Raw genomic sequence first — 20,775 nt, 5'->3', positions numbered from 1 at the left:
AAAAACGAAACTTCAACCCTAAAAAGAAAAAAGATTCTCCTGCGGCCGATCAGAAAATCCACTGCAAATAGATGTTGTACGAAGATCTCAAAGAATTCGAGTTTCTATTACCCGAGGAAAGGATCGCACGTTATCCGGCGATCCATCGGGACGAGAGCAAACTGATGATTCTCGACGCGAACACCGGAAAAATTTGGAACGAACCTTCGTTTAAAAATCTCGTTTCGTATCTAAAGGAAGGGGACGTCCTAATCGCCAATCATACCAAGGTGAGTAAACGTAGAGTTTATCTCAAAACGTTGGCGCGCATTCACGAAGTAATGTTTTTAGAAGAGAAAGAATTACTTTGGAGATGCAAGATTCGTAATTCTAGAAAATTGAAAGTAGGAGAAACACTCTCGGATAAAAAAACGCAAACGATATCCTTTACTGTGGAAAAAAAAGAAGGAGAATTCGTTTTTCTAAAACCGGAACACACTCTGCAAGAAAAGGACTTTCAACAAATCGGAGAGATTCCAATTCCTCCGTATCTCAAAAGAGAGGCGGATTTACAAGACGAGATTCGATACCAAACTCTTTTTGCAAAAACTCCCGGATCCGTCGCAGCTCCGACCGCGGGTTTACATTTTTCGGAAAGTATCTTTGAAACTCTGAAAGAGAAAAAGATCCAACTTTGTACCTTGGAACTCAAAGTCGGTTACGGAACGTTTCAACCTCTCACCCGAGAAAATTTTCAAAATCAAAAATTACATCGGGAAGAATTCTTTCTGGAAGAATCGAGCGCGGAAATTTTGAACCTAGCCAAACAAGAAGGCAGAAGAATTTTTTCGATCGGAACCACGACGTTACGAGCGCTCGAATCCGCTTACGACTTCGCAACCGATTCCTTTCGTTCGGGACCCGGCGCCACGGAACTTTTTATCCAACCGGAAGATCGACTGAAAAGTTGCGAAGGTCTAATCACAAACTTTCACTTGCCGGGTTCGAGTCTTCTTTTACTCGTCTCCGCATTTGCGGGAAAAGAATCGATCTTAAACGCATATCAAAAAGCGATCGCGGAAGATTTTCGATTTTATTCTTACGGAGACGCGATGCTGATCCTTGGAAGAAAAGAGTAGATAAGAATTTTCTGATAGGGAGAATCGTCTTTAGTGATTAAAAGAATAACTTCCAATCAATCGGCAATCAGACTTCACGCAGGAAAACAAAGACCTAAGAACGGTCTTCCCGATTTTTTAGCGTTTCACAGGGAAGAACTCGGTTCCTTGCCGAGGGCTCTGGAAAATCCGGGAATTTTTTCGAACATCCTCATCACGGGTCCGGGACTGGAAACCAATCTTACCTTACTTCAGGAATACATTTCCGGGTTAAAAAAAAATACCAAAGTTATCTGCGATCCTCATCCGGGATTTTTAACACTCGCTGGATTTCCGGGAAACACGGAATACCGTCCCGGTAAAATGGCCGAAGCCGACGGAGGTTATCTTTTACTTCCGATGCGGGCGCTCACGGAAGATTCCAATCTATACTTTCTCGTTAAAGAAGTGCTACAAACCGGAAAAATAGACTTTCTCACTCTTCCCGAAATGACCGGCTCCAAAGAGATGAATCGTTTTTATCCTTCGGTCAACACCCGCTTTCGACTCATTCTCGCGGGAGAGGAAGGAGAAGTGGATTTTATCTCCGGAGTCGATCCCGATTTTTACGATAGTTTTTCCTTTAAGATTCATCTTCCGTACGAAGCGGTGATGAAAACGAAAAAAAATCTTCAGCTTTTCGGAGGACTGATTCATTCTTGGGAAAAACCGGGATATCCCGGTTTTGATTCTTCCGCCGTAGACACGTTACTCGAAATCGCGCTTCGATGGAACGATAGTAAAACCAGACTTTCCCTTTCTTTTGCGGAACTCAGAATTTTTGTAGGCGAACTTCTCGTTTTGTACAAAAAGGAAAAAAAACCGATTACGAAAATCCAGGTAGAATCGGCGATCGAATCGGTGGAAAAAAGGATCGCGGTCTACAAAAGAAGATATTTGGAAAGTGTAAGAGAAGGTTTAACAACGATTCAACTCAAAGGAAAAAAAACGGGCCGGATCAACGGGCTTTCCGTAATCTTACTGCATTCTTCCTTATCCGATTTCGGCCAAGTGAACCAAGTCTCCGCGCGAGTCGCCCTCGGCTCCGGAAACTTCATCAACATAGAAAGAGAAGTGAATCTTTCCGGAGACTTACACGATAAGGGAGTTTTTATATTACAATCTTATATTAAAGGAATGTTCTCTCATATTCAATCCTTCGGTTTGGACGCATCGATCCTTTTTGAACAAAATTATTCGCCGATCGACGGGGATTCCGCGAGTTGCGCCGAACTTCTTGCGATCCTTTCCGCTCTTAGCGGTCTCGAAATTCCTTGCAATATCGCGGTCACCGGGGCGCTTTCACAATATGGGGAAATTCTTCCGGTCGGTTCCGTTAATACGAAAATCGCCGCTTGGTACGAAGTGATTCAGATCGTGGGAAATTCCAAAGATAAATACGCGGTTTACATCCCGGCGGCGAATTTGCGGGATTTAAATCTGCCTTCTCCTATCCGCAAGGCGATGGATAAGGGAAAATTTCAGATTTTTACCTGCGCTCACGTGGAAGAACTGATTCCGGAAGTTTTCGGAATTCCGGCGGGAAAATTCGGCAAAAACGGAAAATATCCGCAAGGAAGTCTGTTCCATTTAATAGAGGAGAGAATCGACCGGAAAAAAGAAGAAGAACACGAATAGAAGCGGAAGTTAATAATGCGACAGAACTTAGAAAAAATTTCTTTCCCAAGTGTATGGAAAATTTCAGACTGGAAGTTGGAAAGATCAACGCTCGTTTTTGGCTCGTCATGACTCGTTTTCGGAACCGAACCTTTTTTAAATTTTGAAAGATCCGATACGTCCTCAAGTGAGAGAAAAGATTTTTGTCCGAACGATTTTTTCCGGGTCTATTCGTTTCAAACGGGATCTAACATTTGCGAGTAGTCCTTCGATTCTGATTACCGATAATAAATTTAGCATATGAGAATCCTCGGGGTAATCAATATCCAATCCTCCTTGTTCATCAGCAGCCTTTCCGCAATCGGGCTGGGGGTTCTCTTATCCGTCGTACAAGTCAAAACTCCCGAAAATTTTCAAGAAATCGAATTTCATCCTTTGGAAGAGAAACACAAATCCAGTCCTGCATCAAAAGGAAAACGCGAATCCAATTCTACCCAACAAGAACAGAAACAAAAAGAAACGCAAACATTCCGAATCTTAGGTTCTAAGGGACCGCATCTTTTGGATGGATTGGGGAAAGATTTGGAACGGATCGCAGACATGGGCCCCGGTTTTATCGGGTCTCCCTTTTCTTCCCGGAACCATTTAAGTTGGAATCAACCGGATTTTCTTTTCGGTGATTGGAACGCCGGAGCCCGGTTTTTCGGCGGCAAACAAATAAGATGGGGATGAGGGCTGCAGTCAGTCCGCTTCTTCCTTTTTCCGAGTTTGCCCCTTCCCTGCGAGGAAGAAAAGCCGATCCTTTTGGAAATGCGGATCGGATCGGGATGAGTCAAGCTAAGTTAGATTCGTTGGAATTGAGTTATACGGTTTTACCGGGGGTGGAGGCAATTCTGAAAACGGGGAGTTCTCTCCCTTACACCGCGGATCAAAAAGATCAGGGTTATTCCATGGCTGGATTTTCCTTTCAACCGAACGAATATCTCAATACAAAAATCGTTTCCGGAAGTTCTTTCGGAAATTCGAGTTTAACCGCAAACAGACTTTCGTATTCTCCGTATTCCGCAAACGCGCAGTTCGCAAATGTGGATCCGAACGTCGGAACCAATCCGGTTCTTAGAAATCAGGCGATGGGAAACACAGGCGGAAGGGTCATCGAGTGGCAGGCAAACATTCAACCCATAAAACGTCTTTCGTTCCAAACCTCGGTTTTGAATAAGGAAAAAGAAAAAGGTTTTTACAATCCCGAGGCCGCACGTTTTTCGATGTTCATCGACTTTTCGAAAATCGTTCTCAATGTGCGATACAGTTATTCGGCGGACCCGAATACGAAAAACAACGGACTTTATATCACTCCCGAATCGGACGCTACCACTTTCGGATTTACGATGTTTCTGGATCCTGCCGGAAGATATTCTTTATTCTTTGGAAACAATTACTACAATCTTCTCTCGCAAAAAAACTCAGGAATCAATACTCAGGTGGAAGAACCTCAGCGTTCTTTTTCCGCAAGTTTCCGCGGGAAAACGAGTTTTCAGAATGCGATCTTTTTCATGAACTTCAGAAACAATCTTTCCAAGGGTGTGATTTATGCGGACGTGGGTCCGTTTAGACTTCCGGCATTCTCTCAAAATTATACGGAATACTTTACTTCCTTAGGAATGGAGCTTTCCTTCTAACTCCTTTTCTGGTTGCCCGTTTTTAACGTTTTCAGATTTTGATCGGGAGAGAATTCTCGATCGTTTCGATTTACGAGTTCTCGATCAAAACTTCTTCAAGGGAATTAAGAATGTTCGGCAACAAGTTAGAATCCATAAAGCAGATGAATCAAATGCGCGTGAGAATGAAAAAAGTGGAAAAAGATCTCATGGCGCTTTCCTTCGAAGCAAAGTCCAAAAACGACCTCGTGACTTGTATCTCCGACGGTAAACTCAACATCAAAGACATACTCATCGAAGACGAACTACTCGCAAAAAACGATAAAAAACTTTTACAGAAAAGTATCAAACAGGCCGTAACCCGTTCCTTGGAACTCGCACAAAACGCGGCGGAAGAAAGAATGTCGGAATTCCGCGGAATGATGGGAATGGAGTGAACTTTATTAGGGGTTAGGGGATAGGATATTTTCTACATTCAGGGGCATCAATGTTGAATCCGATATGCAGCCGTAAAAATCTAAGGGAGCTGACGTTATTTACGTTTTGTATTTTAACGATCCAATTTTGTTCCGTAGGCAATTCAGGAGAAGAAAACACACGCGTTTCCGGCCCCGCCTTACCCTTGTTATCCGGAGAATATTATTCTAAAATTCAAAAATTAGAGGAGGGTTATTTTGTCAGACAGTTGTTTCTGGATAGGACCCGCAAACAAACCAAATTCGTATTCACTCAATTGAGCGTGACCCGCAGCAAAAATCGAGAAGAAACCAGAATCGAAGGAATTGTAAAAACGACAAACAGAGGAGCACAATTGATTCCGGAATCCTGCCGGGTTTTTACAAACAGAGAATCCGGAAACCGATGGGCATTAGTCCGCGCCTACGATTGCGATCATCTTTCTTTTCAAATCGAATCGAACCGACCCAATTTTATTTCCATCGAACCCGATTTTCTACCGGGAAATCCGATCGGAATTTATAGAAAATCGGCGTCTTCCGATCCGAACAGAATCAGCGCGCTCGTATTGGAAAGCGGGGGAAAAATTTTGGAAGTCTGGGGGCTTAGACTTTCCAGAGTGAGAAAAAACGCTTCCATCGTATTGGAAAAAGAAAACGGGAAAAGATATCCGGTTCGGGCTTTGGAAACCGTTGAAACCACGGGACAGGTTACAGCGGAAGGAATTCCGGTCGAAAAAGGCGACATCATCCTATACGACAATCGCGGGGAATCGAACCCGCTCGCATATTAAAAAAATAGAATATTATAATGAACCGGCGTGTATCGGAACCAATTTGAGATAGGGAAGTTGTTCCCGAATTCGATCCAATTCTTGTTTGGAAAGATCTAAACCCGACCATTCCAAATAACGCAGACTCTTCATTTCGTAGATAAACCGAATTTCTTTGATATTGGTATGACCGATTCGTAGTTCCAATAGGTTTTTACAATTTGCGATCGGCTCCAAGGACGAGACCCCCGTGTTTCGTATATCAAGTTGTTGTAATCTACATTCCGAGTCGATAAAAGAAAGGTCGCGAATTTCGGTTTTATACAATCCTAATTTAGTCAATTTCCCGACTCCCGGATATCGTTTTAGATCGTTTTCATCGACGGACGTTTCGCCCAAGTACAAACTATGCAAAACGGGAAGTTTCGAAAGAGCGGCCAGGTCTTTTACTTTCGTTCCGTTTACGTTTAGAAAGCCGATCGTCTTTAAAGAACTGAGTTCTTCCAGATTCTGAAATTCGGGATGAAGAATTTCCAAAGAAACGAGGTTTCTGAAATCGACCAATCTCGCGGCGTCCGGAAATTCATCCGGACCGAATCCGATCCAACGAATTTGATACGGATAATACCTGAGAACTTTACCTTCTTTGGAAAAAACGGGAATCCCGCCGGAAACGGGTTCTTTTTCCAAAAGGGAACACGAAAGAACCCCAGCCAATAAACCGGCTATCAAAAAGTTGTATAAGAAGCCGTCCCCAAGGAACTCTCGTTTCTTAAACTCAGTGTAATTTTCCATACGGTGATTCATAATCGTTCGATCGGAAGCTTTTCGAAATGTGGGAACTCCTGCGTTTTAGATGTCAGGTTTCCGTGGATAAAACCAGGATGCATTAGGCGGAACCCTGACCAAGCCTAATTCGATCAGCACTTGAAACGCGGAAACTCCAAATCCCTAATTCCTAGTCTGTTACGCTCTCATTTTTATAGATTTCGAAGATTCATTTTTTTCCTTGTTCTAATTTTGAGTTTGACTCTCAGATTCATATTTTCAAAATGATCCTAAATTACTTAAGGGTTCATTATGAAAGATATTCAAAAATATGCAGTCATTTTCGGCCTGCTTCTCAGTTCCTTGTTAAACTGTAAAAATGAGGAAAAAGACGATACGACTCCGATGTTTCTTTTGACTATAGCCGGTTTAAGTTCCGGTTATAACTGTTCCGCAACCGTCAGCGGAAAAGTCGCTTCTCTTCCTGCAATGACCGCGAACACTTCCGTCCAAACTCTTATTTACGGGAAGGTTCCGTTCGTGAATCACTCTATCGCGGCGGTGAAGGTTACGGGCGCCGTAAATGGAACAAAAATTGTTTTTACCGGACGCAACGTTGCGGACTTCGACGAAGGAACCTCAAACAATGCAAGCGCGCCTCTGATTTACAATACCTCTTCTTGTCCGCTTTCCGATTCGACTCAGGATACGACGAGATCGACTTACACTACAGACAGCGAAGGTCAATACGGTTCGGCCACTGGAGACGGTCCTTACACTTACACGCTGAACGCAACCAAAGGCGGAGATTATTACTTTGTTTTCTATCTTGCGAGCAGAACCGCCGAGCCCGCGACAACGACGTTTCAACTCCAGTAAGATTAATATTTTATAATATTAAGAGTTCAATCGATCTAAAATGAACGAATTCCCGAATCTCAAACCGCTTTGGAAACAAACTTGTTTTGGGTTCGGGGTTTTCATTCTTGTTTCCTGCGCGAGACAACACCCCGCGATCGACGAAAGAGAACTTGCATTCAAACAATCGGTTCTCGCCTTACAAAAACAAATCGAAGAAGCGAATAGCTCCAAGATCCTTTCCACCGAAACGAACGGAGACGGATCGTTTACCACGAAAGTCAGAGCCGTTTCGTATGACGTGTGGATCAAGTACAGTTTTGCGGATAAAACTCAGGCTTTCGCTCCGGACGCATCCGGAGGTTGGGACGTGGGCTTTCAAAGATTCAAACTTCAGACCAACGGGGGAGCGACGCATTCCGGGGGACAAGGCGGGGCTTGTATGACCAATCCCGTTCTTACCGATTTCAACGCCGCTTCTTCAAACACTTCCACGGGCCTCGGTTGTTCGAACGTTTCCTTTTCTCCCGATACGAACGTATCCGAAGTCGCAGCCGGAGGAGTCCAGACTAACTATGTGGGAAACGACGTTCTCAACAAATGGTTCAACTACACTCTCGCCTTTTTACAACCGAATGATAAGATTTTCGTAATCCGTTCCAACACGGGAAACGAGTATTATCTTTTTCAGGTTACCGGTTACTACAATTTGGAAGGAACTTCAGCCCATCCTACCGTGCGATGGAAACAAATTCCCTACTAATATCAGCATGTTTTTTTTGATTCGCCGATTTTTTAAACTCAAAACGATTCGGATCTTATTTCTGATCCTTTTTTGTATTCCCGTTCAGGCTCAAGAGGAAAAAACAAAAACGGGAAACAAAACGGTAGAGAAAAAATCACCTAACATACTTACTACGAAAGTAAATACGATCCCGTCCGAATCGAAAAAGGAAAACGTCGAAAAAATACAACCTAATACGATCGTTACGAACGACGAGGGCACAGAGCCGCCTCAAAAAGAAAACGGGAACGGACAGTCTCCGGAGGATTCGCAGATCGTCGTTACCGGTTCAAGAGGCGAAAGAAGATTGAAAGATTCTACGGTAGCCACCGAAGTCATCTCCCGTAAAAAGATAGAAGCCAGCGGCGCGAGGAACGCGGCCGAGGTTTTGGAAACCCAACTGGGAATCGACGTGGTTCCGTTTTTCGGCGGCTCTCGGGTTCGTATGCTCGGACTCGATTCCCAGTACGTTCTGATTCTCATCGACGGAGAAAGAATTTCAGGACGTTTAAACAACGCCGTGGATCTGAGCCGTTTCAAAGTTCAAAACTTGGAAAGAATCGAAATCGTAAAAGGCGCCTCATCGGCGTTATACGGAGCCGACGCGATCGGCGGAGTCATCAATCTCATCACAAGGGAAGCGGATAAAAAATTAAGCTACGAGATACGTACCACGTACGGTAACGGAAGCAGAAAGAATTTCAACACCGAAGGAGAATTCAATACGACCGCCAACATGGGTTTTAGAAACGAGTTGGTCAGCGGCGCGGCCTCCGCGGGTTACAATAAAAACCCGGGCTACGGATTGGTTCCGAATTCTCAGGCTACGACCGGAAACGCCTATCAAGACTTAAACACTGGAATCAATCTCACCTTCAACCCCGAAGGAAAGTTCAAAGGTAAAACGAGGATTCTTTATCAACACAGGGATCAAAACGGCGTGGACGTGACTCAATCCAGAGCAGTCTTCGATCGGAACAATAAGACGCACGACTTCTTGGCTACGGGTTCTTTGGAATACGGATTCGGAAAAAAAAATCTAGTCTCTTTTCGGGGAAATATCTCCAAATGGGAAAATAAATATTACAACAATCAAAGAGGTTCGGACGAACTCGACGTGAAACAGTTGAACTCCGAATTGACCTCTCAAGGAACCGTCCAGTTGGACATGGAAGCTTCCGAAAGGCATTTTATAACGATGGGTGCGGAATCCTTCGCAAACGAATTGGAATCGGATCGATTACAAAATCGTTATGTATATAGAACGAGAAAAGCCGTCTTTTTTCAGGACGAGTGGACCGTTTCTCGTTCGCCTCGGATTCGAGTGATTCCCGGAGTTAGATACGATGACGATTCCCAATTCGGAAATCAAACCACGCCTAAGTTTGCGGTGCGTTATGATATCTTTCGGAACTTAGTCTGGAGAACGAGTTACGGAAGAGGTTTTCGGCCGCCCAGTTTTCAAGAACTATATCTTCGTTTTGAAAACCCCGCCGTCGGTTACGTTGTAGAAGGAAATCCGAATCTAAAACCGGAACGATCCGTTACGATCAACTCGGATTTGGAATACAGTCCTTTTAGTTTTTTGACGTTTTCTTTCGGTGTATACCGCAACGATATCATCAATCTGATTCAGTATAAATTCGATTCCAATCGAGGAAAAGAATTCGCCGAGTTTCGATTACAAAACGTGGCAAAGGCGTATACAAGGGGAGGGGAGTTCGGAGTCCATTACAGATTTTTAAAATATTTTACTCTCGAATTGGGGTACAATCATACGGACACGAGAGATTTGACCACGGACAGACCCTTGGAAGGAAGAGCCCTTCATCAGGCGTCGGCGAATTTCATCTACAATTCCCCCGGCGGTTTTCAATTCAACCTGAGAGCCAAACATTTGGATAAAAGACCGTTCTACAGTTCCACAAACAATCTTTCCGCGTCGGGGCAGGATTACATTCCCACCGAAGTAAAGTTGAACGAAAATCCTCCCGTGACCTACGGAAAACCGTTTACGATCCTCAACGTTAGAATCGAACAAAAGTTTTTCGATAAACGTTTCGCCCTTTTTTTGGGTGTGGATAACGTTCTCAATCAATACGAACTGGCTTACAATCCTACCCGACCTCGATTTTATTACGGCGGTTTTTCGGCCCAGTTTTAAGCGAGTTCGATCTAAGAAACGCGAGTTCGGTATAACCGATGCGAAAGCGATTGATGCGGAGTCAATAAATTGAAACTAAAGACGATATTTTGTATAACTTTTCTTTCATGCAATTTATTGACTATAGCTGAAAGCGCGGTCCGGCCCAAAAACCCGAGCGGCGCCGCTCTCTATGGATCGCAGCGCCGGGGCCGGATTCGCCCGAACTTTTTTATACAGTTCGCCCGATCGATCCAAGTTAATAATAATTTTAGAATATTTTAATATTCTTTCTTATTGAGAGTTCTGTAAAACGGAATACTTGCGAGGACGATCAGAATCTGAGCCGATCCGAATACGATCGCGGTCAGAGATGAACTCCAAGTCGGGCCTAGTGCGGATGAAATCCGATCGAGTCCCACGGAAGAAATCGGACCTAAAAAGAACCCGAGAGAACCGATCCCCGTCAAAACGGTCATCACAAGTCCGTTATTCTCGCGTTTACAAAGTGAAGAAGCGAGCCTTAGAGAAGTGGCGAACATGAGACCGGCCCCCAATCCGCAGAATAGAAGCGAAACTCCGATCCTCGTAACAGATTGAAACATTCCGGAAAGGATCAAGGAAACCCCGTAGATCAAGGATCCGATCGCGACCGGAAAATACTTTCCGGTTCGTTTGGAAAGTCGGATCGCCGGATACGACAAAAGAGCCATCGGTAAAAAAACCAAGGATAACATTTTTCCGGTTTCGGAAGGGTTGAGGGAAAATTCCTCTCGAAGTCGCAGATTGAGAGAGCTCATAAAATATCCTCCGGTAAAACGATCCAAAAATTGAAACGAGAGAGGAAACAATAGAAGCGGATGAGTCAAAAAGAGAGCGATCGATTTTTTCCAGGAATATTTTTCCGAGGATCTGAACTTCTCTTCGGGAACAAATCGATATACGATCCAACCGAGAAAGATTAAAATTCCGGAACCGATTCGAAACGGTAGAGTCGGATCTTGTTTCCCTAAAAAACCGAAGGCAAGTCCGACGGCTCCTCCTAAAGACAGTAACATTCCGGATAAACCCATCAAGGTTCCGTTTTCGAATTCGGACTTGGATTGTTCAAAGTCCGCGACGGAGGCGAAAAGTAATCCGATCACAAATACGTGCGCTCCACCTTCCAAAAAACGAAAAAACAAAAGAGTAGGGAGGTTTTCCGCGTAAGGCAAAAGGATCAATAGCAAGGCGTCGAAGCCGCAGAAAAGAATGATGATTTTCTTGCGAGTTCCGAAATAATCCGAAAGGAAACCTGCAATCGGTGCAAAAAGAAAAGACCCGAGCATCGCGATGCTCAGAAACCAGGCGACTTCTTCGTTGCCCGATTGAAATCTGTCCTTTACGATTTCCTTAAATACGGGAACGATCATGGTTACCGGTAGCATTGCCAAGAAAACGGCCCCCGGTAAAAAGTATGCAGACTTTTTCAAATCAACCTTTTCCGAGAACCATATCGTACGTTTCTTTACCGATTGCGGAGATCAAGTCCTGCTCCAATTCGGAAAAAATTCCCTGATTCAAAAGAAAGACCTGTTTGGATTCGGAGAGAATCGACTGTTTTTGGGAATCGTTTACGGGAAGAGCGTCTAACGCGGCCCGATAATTTTGTTTGAATCCGTTGATATCCTGAATGGAAGGAAATTCATAAAAAGAAATTCCTTTTCCTTCCGGTAGAGCCAAGGCCCTCGCCGCCACCTTTTTCAAGATTTGTCCGCCGGATAGATCGCCCAAATAACGAACGTAAGAATGAGCCGCCAACAGTTCCGGCTGTGTTTCGGAAACTTTGCGGATTCTTTTCACGTAAACCTGAGTCGCCTCGGTAGGCTGACGATCGGTAGGCTTCCAAGTTCCGTAAAAAAACTGAAGGTCTTCGAATAGCGCGTTCTTACGATAGAGTTCCGGGAAATGAATCGATTTCAGAACCGCGTTGTCCTTGTGACGCCCTAACTCTTCTTCCATGGACTCGTAGACAAAGTAGAACGACTCCAGATGTTTTGCGTAAGTTCCTTTTTCCAAAACTCCTTTCATAAAACATCGAATGAAGGCGGAACTTTCTGCGGCTTTGTGTTCCTCGGAGGTCCCTTCCCGAAGAATCGTTGCTAAACTCATTTTTTATCTCCTGACAAAACTGTGACAATTCTTTTAAATTGATACTGAGAATCAAACTTATTTTAAAGCAATTTCTCCGTTTTTTCAGAAAATGTGGGAACTCCTGCGTTTTCAGTGACGAGGGGTTCGTGGATAGATTTTCAGGGTTACAGGTGTCGGCTAATTGCGATTGACATAGAGCCGTCTACGATTCGAGAATTAAGAGTGATCATCGATTCGAATCTTTTTGGATGAACGTGGAAGATAAAAAGGCAATCCTAAGAAACACAAAACAAAAGGGAGAAATTCTGAAAGTGTTGGAAGCGGCCAAAGGTCCTCTTTCCATCAAAGAGATCTACAAACTTTCCCGGAAGAATCTGGACAACTTAGGAATCGCGACCGTTTATAGAGCGGTCAGCCATCTGCTGGAAACCGGAACGATCCATGAGATTCACCTTCCGGGAGAAACCTCTCGCTTCGAAGCGAGTCGTCTTCATCACCACCATCACTTTCATTGTAAACAATGCGACCGCGTGTATGACGTTGAAATCTGCCCGTTTCCTCTGGACAAAAGTCCGAAAGGTTTTACCGTGGACACGCATGAGATCATTCTCTATGGAACCTGCCCCGATTGTAATTCCAAGACAAAATGAATTCTGAAACTCAAATCAAAATTAAAACAATCTGGATTTCACTGCTCCTTCTGCTCGGATTTCTATTTTTAGATCGAGTTCTGTTTCCGATCGCCCTTTTCGAATTTCCAAACGAGCTCGAATGGGACACTTCACCCTGGTACAACTTTCTCTATCACCGTAGAAACATCCGTTTTGAAAAGGAAGAAAAAGGAATCCTCGTTGTGGGAAGCAGCGTCACGCTTTATTCCGCATATCCGAAACAGATTACGGAAGGAATCCGAACCTCGGGCGTTTCCGAAGCGGAAAAATTCAGAGCGGAGTTTTACTCGCATCCGGCGATGTCTCCTACGGATCTTTATTATTACTCCGACGATATTCTGGCTAAAAAACCGGAGCTGGTCGTTTACGTTCTCAATCCTGCGGATTTACAATTAGATTATATTCAAAAAACGGAAAATTCTGAAACTCGTTTTGAAGAAGAAGCCAGGATGAAGGACTACAAGGTCCGTCATCAAAACCGTTTTATCTTTCCCGGAGAATTTCTTGCGGATCACTGGAGAGATTACACCAAGGGGGAATTTTTCGCACAAGCGACCAAGGCTCTTATCCTGCTCAATCGTTTTAGAAGTTTCTTATACGATCCCTGGACTGAATATGTGGAACATCATACCAGAACCATGCGCTCCTATCACTATTATACGGGCGCGATGCCTAAAGAGGGAATTTTTTTAAGAGGTTGGACCCCGCCGTCGTTTACCATCGAATGCGAACTCAAAGACGGAAAATTGTCGGAAGATATTTTTACTCAGAAACCGGGAGTCAACGTCGGGATCGAAGAAATGACTCTGAGCGGAATACCTTTGAAATATCCCTTACTCAATGAAACTTATGCTAAACCGGGTTGGAAACCGCTTCTACTCGAGTTTGCAGATGAATCCGGAAACAAACCTCAGTCTGTAACCTTACGATTTACAGTTTCTCCGACCACGAGTTCAAACGAAGTCGACGCGAGAATTTTTGGAGTTCCTGCAACCTACGGAATTCGTCTTCCTCAAAACTTTTGTAAAAGAGAAATCAGAACCGATATTTCATACGATAGAATTCACGGCTTGGACGACGATCGCATCGAAACCATGTCCGACGAAGATTATTTAAAAGACTACGAAAAACGTCTTTACTTCAATCCGGAAAACGAAGGCGCTTTGAATCGACTTAAGAAAATTCAAAAGAACAAAGAGATTTTGGGAAATTCTTCCTACTTTGTTTGGTCCGAGATCCAATATTTAGAGAAAACGATTGAAAAGTTTAAAACAAACGGTCAAAAGCTGATCATCATCAATTCTCCCGAAAATCCGATCGAAAGTAAATATTATAAAAATGGAAACTGGTACAAAGGTTATTTAGAATTTTTGAATTCTCATACAAACGATACCGTAGGTTTTTACGATCTCAAGGATGCGATCCCCGATAAAAAATCATTCTTAGATCCGCACCATTTGACTTTCAACGCGGCAAAACGAAGTTCCGCTCTCTATACGGAAGCCATTCTGAAATTTTTAAATCCTTCCCAACGGAAACAATGATGAAAACGGAATCGAATTCGTTTCTTTCTAAAATTGGATCCCGGTTCGAGAATCCGTACGTCATCCTTCCTTTGTTCTTCGCGTTATACGCTCTTTGCTCCCTTTTGATCTGGAAAAAATACGATTGGAATCCGAGTTCCCAAATCAACTTCGGAATGCAGTTCGTTCTTCAGAACCCGGAAGAAACTCCCAAAGGCGCGATCGTGTTTTTAGGACGTCCCGGCGATTTAGGGGCCGGTTACGACGGACAAATCTTTTATTATTATTCCAGAATGTTAAGCGAATTCCATTTAAACTGGCCCAAGGGATTTGAAGAAAATATCCGAGCGCCTAGAATCGGTTATCCGTTTTTGGTTTCCGCTTTCGGTTGGTTCGGTCACTGGGGAACCGTATTCGGAATGTACTTCTTAAATTTCGTTTTGATTTTGATCTCCTGGTTTTTACTGAGGGATCTATGCGGCGAAAGGTATCGTATCTATTCGAGTTTCTATTTATTTTCCCCTTTTTTTTTGGGAAGTTATGCGCTTTTGGTCAGCGACGCCGTTCTAACCGGATTTTTAGTGATCGCGTTTTGGTTTTACAAGAAAGAAAAGTGGATCTGGTTTTCTTTGTTCGGAGGAATTGCGATTTTAACGAAGGAACAGGCGCTTTTTTTACTCTTCCCGCTCGGGATCCAATCCCTCTCGGAAAAAAAATGGAAAAACGCGGGTTTCATCGTTTCGACCTTGTTGTTGCCGTTTTTTTGGGCCGTCTTTTTAAAACTCCAATTTCCGCATTGGTCCCCTACGAGATTCGCGGATTTTTTCGCTCCGTTAGACGGTCTTATCGGCTATTGGAAAGAAATCAACGAACCTTCTTTATTATCTTTTTTGCAAGTTCCCAATTTTGAAACGGGATTAATCCTTTTCGCTAAAAAGTTTTCAAGAATGCCGATTTTTCTTTTATTTCTTTCCGGTTTGTTCGTTCTCGGCGGCGGAAGTTGGAAAAAAGGAATCGCGGGAAGACTCGCTTTTTTTGGGGTAATGTTTTCCGTTTTTTCGGCGGGTTACGTGTTGTATTGGTCTTCCTACGAAAACGTTTCCAGAATGTTCACGGTTTCGATCGCATTCTTAATCCTTTGGAAGTTGGAGGACGATTCCATTGCGGATCGTTTTTATTGGATCGTTACCGGCGGTATATTTTTTATTTTTTTGTTCAAACTTGCGCTTATCTCTTCGACACTTCCCTACGAAATCTGGAAATGAGAATCTTCTCGCATTCCTGATTAAAATTCCGCACAAGTAAATTTAAAAAGTTATAAAATTCTAATGTAACTTTAAGAAACGAACGTTTCAATTAATTCCCGTTCTCCGAAAAACGAATCTTATAACTTTTGTAGATTCTTTCGTTGATCTCCGAAAGTTTCGTTCTATCCAACGCGATCTCGGTTCCGTCGTCCAAAGACATCAAAGCGTAATCGGATTTACCCTGTCTAATACTTCGTCTTAAATCACGAACCGACTTCACTTCCTGCCCGTCGATCTTTTCCACGATCTTAAAACTAAGATCGTGAAAGCCGTTGTTGGATTCGTCCGGAAGAACCTGAGAAAGAAGAACGATCTTTCCTACGTCTCCGTCTTTTTCGTGAAACTTGTAGTAATCATAGAGATAGAGAAGTTTACGATCCACTCTGGATCTCCAATCCTTCCCCCATTCTTCCAAAAGGGCTTCGGAAAGTTCCAGAAAAACAAAACCTCCTTCCACGGCAAAATCGTTGGAAGCGGGAATGTTTTTAAACGGAATTCGAACCGCAGAATAAGGAAAAGGTTTCAACTTCATATTCAAACGAATTTTTTTCTTATCTCTTTGCACGAGCATCGGGATTTCTTTTCCCAAAGAATATCCGAAGGAATCTCCCGCGTGCGCCAAAAAGGAAAGAACTTGTTTACCGTACAAAGGATGTTCGATATATCCTTTCGAATCCACATTCTTACCGCCGAACTCGAGAATGATATCTTCGAGTTTGAGAACGCCGCTCGCCGAAGAACCGGGGATCACGTCCGCAACTAAAATTCCGGAATCGGATTCCTCCATTCCGTAATATTTTCTTACAGCCCCGTCCGTAATCGGACGAAAACGAAATCCCTTATAACCGAACACGTCGGCGCCCGGAGTAGTTAAGAATTTTTGAATGATAAAAGAAGGAATGACTCTCCCCGAATTTTTTCCGGAAGTAAAATCATAAAGAATACCGGATACTTTTCCGTTTTCGATCGCAACTTCGCCGAAACCGTTTAAACCTTCGCTGGAACTTACATCCACGATCGGAAGTTCAACCTGACCGAGAGGCATCTGATCCATATCCATACTTAAAAAAGTGACCGCGGTAGCTTGGATCGAACCGGAGTTGTCGAGTTGATAGACGTTTACCTGTTTGGGAAAAACCACAACGGGCGAGAATTGAAGCGGAATCAGATCGTCGAAAAAATTCTTTTTCTCGACTCGAAGTAAAGCGAGATTGGATTCCGGATCCTGCCGAAAGACGATCGCTTTCATTTCCGAATAAGAGGAATATTTTTTTACTTCGATCAAAGTCGCGTCGGGTAAAAGGGAATAGGGGATCAGAACTCGGTTTCCTTCCACGACCACCCCGACTCCTCTTCGAACCCTAGGGTTTTTTTTCTTCCAGGGTTGATGATATTCGGGCTCTTGAAAAGTGACTTTGATTTGAACGATACTTTTATGATAAATCTCTTGAGTTCCCTTGGAGGATAAAACCGAGGTTTTGGTTTCGACTTTCTTTTCGATATCAGGATTCTTTTTTTTCGTATCGTAATTCGTTTTCTTCGTTTTAGAACGGTTTTTTTTAATGAGAAGAAAATCGGTTTCTCCCCTGGAAGAGATCTCCGCGTAAATCCCCGACGAAAAACAAACCGATAATAAGACGGGTATAATCCAAATTTTTAACATTCTAATTTCCTTAACTATTCCAAACCGTAGATTTTACGGATCTTTCCGTCGGCCTTTTCGGCCTCTTCACGATCCAGAATGAGAGGAACCTGAACGTCTAAAAATTTCAAACGAAGATGTTTGTCTTTGGATTCTTTCAAAATCTTTTTCAGATCCTTCAACTCCGCAACCGAAGTTCCGTTCACGGATTCCAAAACAAGGTTCACAAAATATTCCGAGGAAGAATTGACCGGATGAGAAAGTTTTCGATATAAAACCACGTCCGTCTTTTTGGTTCGATTGAGTCCGTCCTCTATAAAGTAAAAAAATCTGTATAAAAGTTGGCTGCCACCGGAAGTGTTTCCGCCCCGACCCCAGCTCGTGATCAAATCCCGGGACATTTCTTGAAATAAAAGTCCGCCGATCATCTCGAAATCATAGGGTTTATCGTATTGATTCCTCATAAAATCGAAATCGGGCATACGAAGCGCCGGAAAAGAGACAAACATCTCTTTTCCGTTTCGATACAACTGAAAAGAAATCTTATCCCCCGCGTGTTTGTTGTCCACGATCTCCACAAAGTCCACTCTCGCGTCCCTGTCCTGCATTACGGTTCCGTTTTTTCCGATCGGTTGCCCGTCGATCTCCGTGAGAAAATCCCCTTCCTTCAGAAACTTTTCGGCGGAACCGTTTTTCAAAACTCTGGAAACAAAAACCCCTTCCAGATGATCGGGAATTCCCTTTGCCTTTCTAAGAGAAACGTTAAACGAATTGAGAGTCCTTACCCCTAGTTCCACGTATCCGTCGTATTTTCCGTCCTCTATGTCCGTTAGGAAATGGCGTATAACGTTGGTCGGAATGAGATAACCGATATTCTCCCCTTTGGTCGCCACTTGGAACGCAACACCTACGACCTTGTCGTCTTGAATCGCGGGACCGCCCGAGTTTCCGGGATTGATAGCGGCGTCCACTTGCAAAACCAAATGACTGTCCACCGCCGAGTGAGAATAAACCGATTGATCCTTTCTCGATACGATCCCTCTCGTAACGGAAACCTTATTACCTCCGATCGGGTAACCGACCACGATCAAAGGAGAATTGAGTTCCGGAATTTCTCCGAGTTGTAAATCTCTTGAGTCCTTGTAGAAGTCGGTGCTTTCCGCTTCCAAAACCGCCAAGTCGCAATCATGTGCGAGATGGAGAATCTTAACTCCGTACCATTCGGTTTGATTGTATCTCTGAACCTGAACGAACTTCGCGTTGGAAACTACGTGTGCGTTTGTAAGAATTCTTTTATTTCCGATTAAAAAACCGGTTCCCGAACCGGCTCGAACCGTTTCGGTCGTCCAAGGAGAGAACGGATTTACCGCTTGCGAATAAACCCGAATTTGTACGACTCCCTTTCGGAGTTCGTCAAAAGAGAGAGGATTTTCTACGGCATAAATCCCGGTTTGGGTAAAAAACATCGATCCAACCGAAAAAAACAGAATCGCATTTTTCAAACCGATTCGAATCCAAATTCCAAAAAAACCGGATAATTTAACCGTCAATGAATCCTCCCAATAAGAATATTCTAATTTTAAAATTTTCTAATGCCCTTCAAACTCGCAGATCGCGAAAACCGGAACCTTCAGTTCTTCCCGAAGTTTTTTACCTCCGCCCAAATCCGGAAGATCGATGATCACTCCGGCTTCGTAGATTTCGGCTCCGAGTTTTTTGAGAAGTTTTACGGCGGCGATCATAGTTCCCCCGGTCGCGATCAGATCGTCCATCAGAAGAATTTTATCTCCGGGTTGGACCGCATCCTTGTGGATTTCGATCACGTCTTTTCCGTATTCCAAGTCGTATTCTTCCGACACGGTTTCCGAAGGTAGTTTTCCTTTTTTACGAATGGGAATAAAACCGACTCCGAGTTGGAAGGCAAGAGGGGCTCCTGTGAGAAAACCTCTGGCTTCGATTCCCGCCACCTTTGTGATTCCTTTGCCCTGATAACGGTTTACGAATGTGCCGATAGTCAGCGCCAATCCTTCCGGATCGAGTAAGAGTGAAGTAATATCTCGAAACATGATTCCGGGTTTCGGGTAATCCGGTATGGTTCTGATTTTGGATTTAACAATAGACATCTAAGTATTACGTCCCGGGATTTTTAATGTACGATCCTATTCAAAAAGTCCGAGACATTTCAAACAATTCTTTTTTATCCCGAATACGGAAAAGCCCGGCAAAACCGGGCTTATTTTGAATCTTCCGTCTGAAACGAATCTTACAATCCGTTTCAAAACGTCCGATTGGTTCGGAATGATCTCCCGTTGTTTTTAAGTTTTGAAAACAAGTTCTTAATATCCCGAATTCTTTAGCGCGGCGATCCTCGCTTCCAAAGGCGGGTGAGTTGAAAACAGGGCCATCCATTTGTTGTGTCCGGATATTTTCATCGTTGCAAGAGCCTCTCCTCCCCTTTCGTCTTGGGGCGCGTCGAACGTACGTCTCAGTTTTTCAAGAGCCGCGATCATATTCTGACGTCCCGCAAGTTTGGCTCCGCCTGCGTCCGCTCGGTATTCTCTGGTTCTTGAGAAATACGCGACTACGATCGATCCGAGAATACTGAACAAAATACTCAATACGATGTTGGAGACCAGACGTACGGTGTATTGCATTTCTTCTTTTACCATCGTACTCAACGCGTAGCTGATGATTCTCGAAAAGAACATTACAAAAGCGTTAATAACTCCCTGGACCAGAGTCATGGTCACCATGTCTCCGTTTGCGACGTGCGCCAACTCGTGTGCGAGTACACCTTCCACTTCCGCGTTATCCATCGCTTGAAGCAATCCGCTGGAAACGGCCACCAAGGAACTGGATTTGGAAGGTCCGGTCGCAAACGCGTTTACTTCCGGAGAATGATAAATTCCCACTTCGGGCATCGGAAGGTTTGCGGTTCTTGCAAGTCTTTCCACTCTGGAATAAAATTCTCTTTCCACTCCGGAGGCCGATCTGGGATCGATGATTTTGACGCCCATCATCATCTTCGCCATAAACTTGGATAGAAGCAACGATACAAACGCGCCGCCCATTCCCCAGAGGAAACAGAACGCGAGTAGGGAACCCAGATTGATTCCGTTTGCGTCCAGATACGGACCGATTCCGAACACGCTCGTAACGATGGAAATCGTTACGACTACCAGAAGATTGGTCAGTAAAAACAATCCAATTCTTTTAAACCACATTTTGGTTTCTCCTTATCTCGCGTCCTTAGGAAGCGAGATTGAATTTTATAAACTTACAATAAGCTCGGGTTTATCCGATCGAC

17 protein-coding genes and 1 pseudogene are annotated in these 20,775 nt (G+C 43.8%); 11 read left to right on the top strand and 7 right to left on the bottom strand.

All coding sequences use genetic code 11. The features are described 5' to 3' along the window. Window positions 1-71 precede the first annotated feature (71 nt). The 5 genes and pseudogenes from queA (at window position 72) to LEP1GSC060_RS06485 (ending at window position 5,660) form a co-directional block, all read left to right on the top strand. Entirely contained in the window at window positions 72-1,118 is a 1,047-nt protein-coding gene (queA, locus tag LEP1GSC060_RS06505; RefSeq protein WP_002999117.1) for a tRNA preQ1(34) S-adenosylmethionine ribosyltransferase-isomerase QueA, read from the top strand. Window positions 1,119-1,151: 33 nt separating this feature from the next. After that, window positions 1,152-2,774, top strand: coding sequence for a S16 family serine protease (locus tag LEP1GSC060_RS06500; protein ID WP_002998944.1), 1,623 nt, complete (start codon window positions 1,152-1,154; stop codon window positions 2,772-2,774). A 279-nt stretch (window positions 2,775-3,053) separates the two neighbouring features. Continuing rightward, window positions 3,054-4,432 (top strand): annotated as a pseudogene (locus LEP1GSC060_RS06495) (hypothetical protein). A gap of 110 nt (window positions 4,433-4,542) precedes the next feature. Further along, window positions 4,543-4,848 (top strand): YbaB/EbfC family nucleoid-associated protein, encoded by a 306-nt coding sequence (locus LEP1GSC060_RS06490; protein ID WP_036095603.1) that lies wholly within the window; start codon window positions 4,543-4,545, stop codon window positions 4,846-4,848. A gap of 50 nt (window positions 4,849-4,898) precedes the next feature. Continuing rightward, window positions 4,899-5,660, top strand: coding sequence for a hypothetical protein (locus LEP1GSC060_RS06485; RefSeq protein ID WP_002999028.1), 762 nt, complete (start codon window positions 4,899-4,901; stop codon window positions 5,658-5,660). A gap of 12 nt (window positions 5,661-5,672) precedes the next feature. Here LEP1GSC060_RS06485 and LEP1GSC060_RS06480 read toward each other — a convergent pair whose 3' ends face one another. After that, window positions 5,673-6,434 carry a leucine-rich repeat domain-containing protein gene (locus tag LEP1GSC060_RS06480; RefSeq protein WP_002999281.1) on the bottom strand — a complete coding sequence of 254 codons (762 nt, stop codon included), beginning with the start codon at window positions 6,432-6,434 and terminating at the stop codon, window positions 5,673-5,675. Between the two features lie 285 nt (window positions 6,435-6,719). On the opposite strand from LEP1GSC060_RS06480, the gene LEP1GSC060_RS06475 reads away from it, so the two are divergent. Genes LEP1GSC060_RS06475 through LEP1GSC060_RS06465 form a run of 3 tightly spaced genes read left to right on the top strand, consistent with a single transcriptional unit; the run spans window position 6,720 to window position 10,213 of the window. After that, entirely contained in the window at window positions 6,720-7,286 is a 567-nt protein-coding gene (locus LEP1GSC060_RS06475; RefSeq protein WP_002999025.1) for an LIC20153 family lipoprotein, read from the top strand. A gap of 40 nt (window positions 7,287-7,326) precedes the next feature. After that, window positions 7,327-8,028, top strand: a complete 702-nt coding sequence (locus LEP1GSC060_RS06470) for an HmuY family protein (RefSeq protein ID WP_002999301.1) — start codon at window positions 7,327-7,329, stop codon at window positions 8,026-8,028. Window positions 8,029-8,035: 7 nt separating this feature from the next. Further along, on the top strand, window positions 8,036-10,213 hold the full coding sequence (locus LEP1GSC060_RS06465) for a TonB-dependent receptor plug domain-containing protein (RefSeq protein ID WP_002999085.1): 2,178 nt from the start codon (window positions 8,036-8,038) through the stop codon (window positions 10,211-10,213). A 260-nt stretch (window positions 10,214-10,473) separates the two neighbouring features. Here the strand turns inward: LEP1GSC060_RS06465 and LEP1GSC060_RS06460 are convergent, their stop codons facing one another. Together LEP1GSC060_RS06460 and LEP1GSC060_RS06455 are read right to left on the bottom strand one after the other, a co-directional pair. After that, window positions 10,474-11,664, bottom strand: a complete 1,191-nt coding sequence (locus LEP1GSC060_RS06460; RefSeq protein ID WP_002998863.1) for an MFS transporter — start codon at window positions 11,662-11,664, stop codon at window positions 10,474-10,476. A 1-nt stretch (window position 11,665) separates the two neighbouring features. Beyond that, window positions 11,666-12,343, bottom strand: a complete 678-nt coding sequence (locus LEP1GSC060_RS06455) for a biliverdin-producing heme oxygenase (protein ID WP_002999282.1) — start codon at window positions 12,341-12,343, stop codon at window positions 11,666-11,668. A gap of 236 nt (window positions 12,344-12,579) precedes the next feature. On the opposite strand from LEP1GSC060_RS06455, the gene LEP1GSC060_RS06450 reads away from it, so the two are divergent. The 3 genes from LEP1GSC060_RS06450 to LEP1GSC060_RS06440 are packed head-to-tail and all read left to right on the top strand — an operon-like array spanning window position 12,580 to window position 15,784. Then, a complete protein-coding gene (locus LEP1GSC060_RS06450; RefSeq protein ID WP_036095593.1) occupies window positions 12,580-12,975 on the top strand; it encodes a Fur family transcriptional regulator in 396 nt (131 codons plus the stop codon). After that, a complete protein-coding gene (locus tag LEP1GSC060_RS06445) occupies window positions 12,972-14,540 on the top strand; it encodes a hypothetical protein (protein WP_002999201.1) in 1,569 nt (522 codons plus the stop codon). The genes LEP1GSC060_RS06450 and LEP1GSC060_RS06445 overlap by 4 nt, the downstream gene beginning before the upstream one ends. Continuing rightward, the gene (locus LEP1GSC060_RS06440; protein WP_002999308.1) at window positions 14,540-15,784 is read left to right on the top strand and encodes an AZOBR_p60025 family cell surface glycopolymer formation protein; all 1,245 of its coding nucleotides are present in this window, start codon (window positions 14,540-14,542) and stop codon (window positions 15,782-15,784) included. Before LEP1GSC060_RS06445 ends, LEP1GSC060_RS06440 begins: the two co-directional genes overlap by 1 nt. 91 nt (window positions 15,785-15,875) lie before the next feature. Here LEP1GSC060_RS06440 and LEP1GSC060_RS06435 read toward each other — a convergent pair whose 3' ends face one another. The 4 genes from LEP1GSC060_RS06435 to htpX form a co-directional block, all read right to left on the bottom strand. Beyond that, entirely contained in the window at window positions 15,876-17,489 is a 1,614-nt protein-coding gene (locus LEP1GSC060_RS06435; protein ID WP_002998902.1) for a PDZ domain-containing protein, read from the bottom strand. Between the two features lie 14 nt (window positions 17,490-17,503). Beyond that, complete coding sequence (locus LEP1GSC060_RS06430) at window positions 17,504-19,018, bottom strand: S1C family serine protease (RefSeq protein ID WP_002999003.1); 1,515 nt, start codon at window positions 19,016-19,018, stop codon at window positions 17,504-17,506. 39 nt (window positions 19,019-19,057) lie between these two features. After that, window positions 19,058-19,591 (bottom strand): adenine phosphoribosyltransferase, encoded by a 534-nt coding sequence (locus LEP1GSC060_RS06425; protein ID WP_002998961.1) that lies wholly within the window; start codon window positions 19,589-19,591, stop codon window positions 19,058-19,060. Between the two features lie 213 nt (window positions 19,592-19,804). After that, window positions 19,805-20,692 carry a protease HtpX gene (gene htpX / locus LEP1GSC060_RS06420; RefSeq protein ID WP_002999174.1) on the bottom strand — a complete coding sequence of 296 codons (888 nt, stop codon included), beginning with the start codon at window positions 20,690-20,692 and terminating at the stop codon, window positions 19,805-19,807. Between the last annotated feature and the right edge of the window lie 83 nt (window positions 20,693-20,775).

The sequence above is a fragment of the Leptospira weilii serovar Ranarum str. ICFT genome (assembly GCF_000332415.1).
Lineage (GTDB): Bacteria > Spirochaetota > Leptospiria > Leptospirales > Leptospiraceae > Leptospira > Leptospira weilii_A.
This window is presented reverse-complemented; position numbering and strand designations above follow the sequence as displayed.